Annotated in this window: 8 protein-coding genes; 6 read left to right on the top strand and 2 right to left on the bottom strand. The window is 57.6% G+C overall.

Translation table 11 applies throughout. The features are described from left to right. Positions 1 to 477 precede the first annotated feature (477 nt). Positions 478 to 603: a hypothetical protein gene (locus tag ABSE61_RS35520; RefSeq protein ID WP_423875832.1), complete on the bottom strand. Its 126-nt coding sequence runs from the start codon at positions 601 to 603 to the stop codon at positions 478 to 480. 586 nt (positions 604 to 1,189) lie between these two features. Then, positions 1,190 to 1,396 (bottom strand): hypothetical protein, encoded by a 207-nt coding sequence (locus tag ABSE61_RS35515; protein ID WP_423875831.1) that lies wholly within the window; start codon positions 1,394 to 1,396, stop codon positions 1,190 to 1,192. 746 nt (positions 1,397 to 2,142) lie between these two features. On the opposite strand from ABSE61_RS35515, the gene ABSE61_RS35510 reads away from it, so the two are divergent. The 6 genes from ABSE61_RS35510 to ABSE61_RS35485 all read left to right on the top strand — a co-directional run bounded on the left by ABSE61_RS35510 (position 2,143) and on the right by ABSE61_RS35485 (position 6,404). Then, the gene (locus ABSE61_RS35510; protein WP_423875830.1) at positions 2,143 to 2,859 is read left to right on the top strand and encodes a hypothetical protein; all 717 of its coding nucleotides are present in this window, start codon (positions 2,143 to 2,145) and stop codon (positions 2,857 to 2,859) included. Positions 2,860 to 3,788: 929 nt separating this feature from the next. Beyond that, positions 3,789 to 3,953 carry a hypothetical protein gene (locus ABSE61_RS35505; RefSeq protein ID WP_423875829.1) on the top strand — a complete coding sequence of 55 codons (165 nt, stop codon included), beginning with the start codon at positions 3,789 to 3,791 and terminating at the stop codon, positions 3,951 to 3,953. Between the two features lie 47 nt (positions 3,954 to 4,000). Further along, positions 4,001 to 4,201 (top strand): hypothetical protein, encoded by a 201-nt coding sequence (locus tag ABSE61_RS35500; RefSeq protein ID WP_423875828.1) that lies wholly within the window; start codon positions 4,001 to 4,003, stop codon positions 4,199 to 4,201. Positions 4,202 to 4,938: 737 nt separating this feature from the next. After that, on the top strand, positions 4,939 to 5,112 hold the full coding sequence (locus tag ABSE61_RS35495) for a hypothetical protein (RefSeq protein ID WP_423875827.1): 174 nt from the start codon (positions 4,939 to 4,941) through the stop codon (positions 5,110 to 5,112). A gap of 459 nt (positions 5,113 to 5,571) precedes the next feature. After that, positions 5,572 to 6,072, top strand: coding sequence for a hypothetical protein (locus ABSE61_RS35490; protein WP_423875826.1), 501 nt, complete (start codon positions 5,572 to 5,574; stop codon positions 6,070 to 6,072). Next, positions 6,069 to 6,404, top strand: coding sequence for an outer membrane protein (locus ABSE61_RS35485; RefSeq protein ID WP_423875833.1), 336 nt, complete (start codon positions 6,069 to 6,071; stop codon positions 6,402 to 6,404). Before ABSE61_RS35490 ends, ABSE61_RS35485 begins: the two co-directional genes overlap by 4 nt. The last annotated feature ends 219 nt before the right edge of the window (positions 6,405 to 6,623 follow it).

Genomic DNA, 6,623 nt, shown 5'->3' with positions numbered 1-6,623 from the left:
GTTGAGGCAGAATCAAAAGGGGCCACCTCGCGGCGACCCCCAATGGCCGGTTAAAAATTAGTTCGGGATGAAATCTCCTGCCCCGGCAAGGGCATTTAATAGTTTTCCACAGGCACTGAGGACTCCGTATTAACACGGTGTTCCCGTGCCGGAACCTTCACCATCTACGCCCGTCCGCTTTTGCGGCGTAGATGTGAGGTGCATGCAGCAGCGTATTTGCAGGAACATGGCTATCGAAAGTGGTGCCGCACACGCACCGCATCAGCGAGGAGGGTATCTCGCTTGGCAGTCTCTCGCCGCGAGCGCGAATGGCCCTCATCTCGGCGCGTGCTTCTCGGTCATGCCGATATTCGTCGAATGCGCCCTCGGGTATCTCGGGCAATAGGGCTTTCTAGTCCGCCTCGAACCCGATGCGCGCTTCCTCGAAGCTGGCCGCTGTTCCACGGCGATACTTACCCGGATGCAGACCGGGATAGATCATTGATCCATGTCGACCGGAACACCAGCACGCTCACCGATGGCGCCGACCTGGACGTCGCCGAAATAGACGTGCCAAGTTACACGATGCGGATTGTCGGAGCGGCGGCGGGTGAGGGCGGGCATGCCCCATGATCGCGCTGATTAGCGCGGGACGGAAGCCGCTAGGGGTTGTTGTCGATTGAGCGGATGCCGCCAATTGGCGGGCCCCAGCCGTGAGGGAAGACTGGAGCCTGCCCTTGGGGGAGGACATGACGCCCGGTAATGGGGGCATTTTCCCGGGTGCCGAGTCGACGATTCATTCGGAGCTTGATCGTTCCTTACGACCAGCGTTCTCTTTTCGGGCCAAGTTGGCAATCCGTTCCCTTGGGCGATCGGGTAATGGCCTGTTTCGACCCCTAGTCGCCCGTTTTGAAATACGCAGTGGGATCTAATTTGAAAAAGCAAAAGCGCCCGGGTCGCGAGCACCGAGCGCTTCCTATTTCAGACGGCCTTACGCTTCCTCAGAACGGCGGCTGTGTTCTTGGAGCGCTGCCCCTCGCCCCTCCGGGGCCTTGCAATGATTGAGAGGCACCAAGAGCCAATTCGACCGACCGAAGTCTCCTAGATGTTTCATAGGTTATAGCGTGCCGTAATCCTATTAACGACCTTGATTCTGGCTTCACTAAGACCGGGCCGCGTCAGTTCGCGGCCTCTTTCATTCAAGCCGCTCTCATCGCGACGACGTCAAGCTTGGGTTTGTGAGTTCGTGCTTGGCTACGTGAATTGCTTGCTCAAATTCTGGCGCAACCCGACTACTGACCGAGTGATAGAAACGGCCGCCGCCATTGCGCTGGTAGGCTACGGACCATTCGAAATGGTTTACATCGCCGCCGATAAATTGACGGCCGATTCCTGCACCTGTGACCTGGACATCCATCGCTGTGCTCCACTGCCTCCCCCTAATGGGAAATGGGGCGCCTCCGTGAAATTGGAAGTGCGGTCAGGAGAAAGGTACAGATCGCGCTCACGCCCATGAAATGGGTGAACCGAGGTGGAACGGGGCGCATCGCACTGTTTATTATATCACTGAGATTACTCGGGATCGGCTTTCTACCTATCGTTTACACCGGGAGGGTCTGCGGTTCGAATCCGTAGCCGCCCACCATTATTCTCAGCACGCAATCAATAACAACGGCTTCGCTCGGCGATCCGTCCTTCACGCCGGTCCACCACGTGTGACGGGGAGCAGATGCACGAATAGCGGACACCGTCCGCACCTATCCAAGCGCCCTCGGTTGCAAAGAGAGGTGGCCCCGCGACAGGTTTGCCTCGGGGCAAATTGCAATGAAACTTTTTCAATACGTCCGTCGGGCGAGGGCGGATCAATTCCTTTTTCTGGCTGTCGTCTTGACGTGGATCGGTCTCTCCATCCGGATTCTCCCGGACCGGGATGCCGACCGAGGCATTTTCGTCTCCACGGCCGAGCGGCTCCTGGCAGGCGACAGGCTTTACAGCGGCGTCTTCGATACAAGGAGCCGCTGTTCTACTATTTCATAGCCGCCCAGCGCGCACTTGGCTGGGGCGCGGAGATCGCGGCAGAGGCGATGCTTCTCCTGCTCGCAGCGGCAGCGGTCTACCTGCTGGCACTCAAGGTCACGAGCAGATGGACCGCGATCGCGGTCGTTGCTGGCCACGCCGATCGTGCTGATTGGAGGCTACTATACCCCCGGCTACAGCGAGCTTCCCGGCGTAGTGCTCGCCCTCATCGGCATCGCCTTGGCATTCTATGATCGGCCGTTCCTGGCGGGATGTTGTATTGGCACGCTGATTTTCGCCAAATTGATCTACGTTCCCGTTGCGATCGTCGGCGTGGGTTGCGTCGTGATCATTCACCGGCGCTCGCAAGATTTACTCCTTGTTGCAGTGGCGACAGTTGCATCGGCGCTTTCTGTCATTGGCATTCTGTTCATTCGCGGCGAGTTTTGGCCCTTTATCGAGGGGATAAAACTCAATATCGCCTATTCGCAAGGGCCTTTTGTCGGCGGGACAACGCGCCTGGAGACGTGGGGCGCGCACCTTAAGCTGGCTGGAGGTTCGGGGCTGTCCGGCCAAACTATTCTAATAATCCTGGTCAATGTTGTTGCCGTTTTCCAGCTCTGCTTCAGTGACCGGGCAAGAGAGGGTGTGGCGATGGCGCTCGTTTCGGTCGCCATCCTTCCCGTAAGCATAGGCGTCCTGGCGATAACCGGCCTGTGGGAACATCATGTGACAATTCTCTACATCCCGACGCTGATCAGCATCGTCGCGGCGGCGCCATTGTTCGAGCTTGCCGCGGGAAAGGCGCCTGTCCTCACGCTTCTGACGGTCATCCTTTGTGCGTGCGTCCTTGGGGACCGGTGACCATGAACCGCTATCTCTCGAGCATCAAAAATTTTCGATCGACGTTAGCGCAAATGTCGACGCTTCCGCCGGAAGCACGGCAAGTCCTCGCGGTTGGAGATTCCGGAACTTATGCCAGGCTTGGACAGAACGACGACCTTGGTCACGCGATCGTCTGCGCAACTGGCATCTCGCTTGTCCGCGATTCCACCAGTATCCATTTCTGCCCAAAGAACTGCTCGACGAAGTTCGCGACTGTGCGTCAAAGACGCCTTTGCTGATTTTGTCGGCAGCTCTCAAAACGCGAGACACCGGCCCTGTGGAATGGAATGAATTCGTTACAGACATTGAAAGCCTGGTTAAGAGCTATCACTGTGACGATGTGTCCGGCGTGCGCGTGTGCAGGCATTGAGAGCCTGGTGCATTGAACGCAACGCCGGCTCAGCATCCGCTGAGCGACCTGCCGACCATCTCCGCCAGATTGGCCGAGCCTCCATCCCCGAGGTTTGACCGGGTGCGGGCAGATCGAGTTCGACGAATGGCTTGCGGCCGCAGCCGTCCACCTACCAAATTCGATCCGTCGGCCACCCCCAGCTTCCTAAGTAGAAATCCGGAGTGTCCCAAATCGAGCGGTTAATGGTTGAATCGCAGACCTTTGACCAATCGGATGCGTAAAGGACATGGACGGAAGCGAGAACCACGGCGGGACGAGAAATTTCATCTTCGTCTGCCCCGTAACCAACCAGAACGTGCAGCACCGGCTCGAAGCCAGAATGGATCACGAATATGAATCCGTGGCATGTCTTGCCTGCGCAGGCGTTCATTTCATCAACAGAACGGGCAAGGGATTGAGACGCGATAAGGGCTGAAGCAAAGAGAGGTGACTCGCTATTGCGGAGTTGAAAGAGCAGGGTGGAACCGGAACCTGGCTCAACCCGGGGGGGCGAGTCATGGCAAGTTTCATATTCGAGGCGAACATCGCCCACTATAAGGAACTGCCGGCTACCGAGCCTGACGCGAGGAAGATCGCGATGCTCCACAAGCTGCTGGCAGAGGAGGAGGCCAAGTTCGCCGACTGGCGCGTCAAAAATCCAAACCCGAAGGCGGCAGAATAAGCCAGCTTGGTTGATAACTATCAACCTCCGAGGTCGCGCGTCAGGCCATGCTCGGCGTCATGATATGGTTGAAAATTGAAACCGCGCCATTCGACCGAGACGTGGAAGTGGCCGTTGTCGAGGACAATGGGAAACTCTATCCGGTCATTTTCCCCTGCCGCCGCGTCCTCGGCGGCTGGACCAAGGGCGCCAGCGGCGGGGCAGTAACAATTCACCCGACACATTGGCGACATTGGGAAAAGAAGTAAGGGTGGCAGTCCAGACACCAAATGCGTGCTCGCCCTTGCGTTGTATTATTCTTCGATCTTGCAAGTCTCTGAACGACGACAGCGCAAACATTCGAATTTGCGTCTGCTGTTAAGTACTGCCGTGGTCGCGATCATGTGCATGCCACATCGCGGGCACTTCGGTCGAAATGGATGCTTGGGCACAATCCGCATTGGGCGCTTCCGCATGATTGATCCGACGCCGGGCCGATACTAAATCAGCAGTGGCGCCGATATATGCAAAAGTGGACCGTGAGGAGAACGCGGCCTTATTCTTCGCCAGCCATTTTCGCTATGGCCTTTTTTACCTCGGAAGCGAGAACAGTGAAGTGCTGAGCGAGGCGGGCAAATAGTTCCTGTTTCGCCGCGTCGGTCGCCTCAGACGCGATCTTCGCACACTCGGAAGCTTGCTCTAGAAGACTATCCAACTTCGCCTGCATGTCCCTCATGGATGCACCGTCGCACGGGAACCGCGCGCGAACTGTCCACAATTGAACTTAGCTCAGCATCCGTCGAGCGAGCCGCCAACCATCTCTGTTAGGTTGGCCGAGCCTCCGTCGGAGGTAGGAACCGCCGGCGGGCAGATCGTGCTCGACGAATGGCTTGCGGCCGCAGCCGTTGAGGTTGCCGCCTGCGTTGAAGTGTTGGGTGTCTCGCCCGATAACTGCAAAGGCACCTGAGAAGTATTTGATGACGATGCGCTGAAGCCTGAAGCGCCGTTGCTGCCTGCAGCGCTGCTACCCGTAGATCCCGCTGACGTTGTGGATCCGCTTGATGAACCGGCGGACCCCGATCCCGTCGAAGACGATGACCCTGCCGGCAGGGATGACGTCGGTACGCTGAGCGGATCGGAACCGGTTGCAATGCTGCCGGTCTGGTCGCTCGCCGTCTGAGCTTGAGCGGCCGTCGCGGTTGCCGTGATGCCGAAGGCCATGATGGCGATCAAAAGAAGATGCCGCATAGCACTGTCTCCTGCATTCATCGCTCCGCCCCCAATGCAAGACAACGCGCGAACGGCCAAAAATGAAAATGAAGTTTAGGACAGGTGCGGGTCATGGGAACGATGATCGTTCCGCTATTTCCGGACGAACCTGACACGATCCCACTCAGGCTCGCATATTTGAGTCGTGCGTCATTACAACAGTAGGAACTCACGTGCCGTGGCCCGGATTCTGTGGAACTTCGCCGTCGGGAAGACGACGTTCGTCATTTCGCTACCGCTGAATCGCCGGAAGCGTGATGTTTCTACAACGACCCGGCCTTAAAGTACTGGCGCGACAGACAGTGCGCAAACTTTCCGCCGCCAGTCGGTTATGTGTTTCTCGATCGAAATAATCTCTGCCGGAGAATTCATGCGCAATCATACAAAACTGTTTTTAACTTCTTTCATTGCCTCGCTCGGTTTGACGAGCATCGCATTCGCTGCGGATCTGCCGGCACGGACCTACACCAAGGCGCCGGTCATGCCGATGGCGTTCAACTGGACCGGCTTCTACATCGGCGGTTTCGTCGGCGGTGCGTTTTCCGACGGGAATGCGACCGCAACCGATCCTGCGACAGCTGCGGGAGCCCGGTACAACGGAGGCAACCTCGTTAACTCCTATGGCCTGAATAGCAGTTTTCTTGGCGGCGGCACGATCGGATATAACTGGCAGACTCCTGGCTCCAATTTCGTATTCGGCCTCGAAGGTGAAGCCGGCTCTCTTCATCTGCATCACTCGCAACAGGACATTAACGCGATCAATTCTGGCTTCGCTTTTCCCGACAGCATCAACTCGTCCAGGATTGGCGATGCTTATGGCGTGTTGCAGGACGCTTGGGGTGGGCCGCGGACCGCACGTTGCTTTACGTGAAGGGCGGCGTCGCGTTTGTCGGCAATTCCTACAGTTTCAACGACGCGTGCTCTACGGCACCCTGCGGAGCCAGCACATTGGCCCTTGGGCATAGCGACACCGACGTCACATACGCAGTTGGCGCGGGCATCGAATATGCCTGCACCAATAACTGGAGCATCAAAGGGGAGTACCTCTACCTCGGCACCCGCCAGCATTTCACGCAGTCCGGTGTGGCTGGCGGCGGTCTTGCCGGTACCACCGAAATCAATACCGCCTCCGACCCCGGCGTTCACACCGCCAAGCTCGGCATCAACTATCGCTTCGGCGGACCGATCGTCGCGAAATACTGACGCGATTCAAAGCTCGAGCTAGAAAGCCCCGCCTGTTTCAGGCTGTGTGAGAACCAGGGCAAATCAGATAGAGAGGCCGCATCATCAATGATGCGGCCTCAGACTGATGACAAAGTCCTCGCCATTGGCGGGGACTTTTGATTCACTAGGGGATGCTTCGCAAACCCACGCCGCAACAGACCGCATTTGAGATGGTCAGTCTCGAGGGTCTGGTTCCGA

Source organism: Bradyrhizobium sp. (assembly GCF_049519115.1).
Taxonomy (GTDB): Bacteria; Pseudomonadota; Alphaproteobacteria; order Rhizobiales; family Xanthobacteraceae; genus Bradyrhizobium.
Note: the sequence above shows the minus strand (reverse complement) of the source record. Positions and strands in the feature narration are given on the sequence as shown.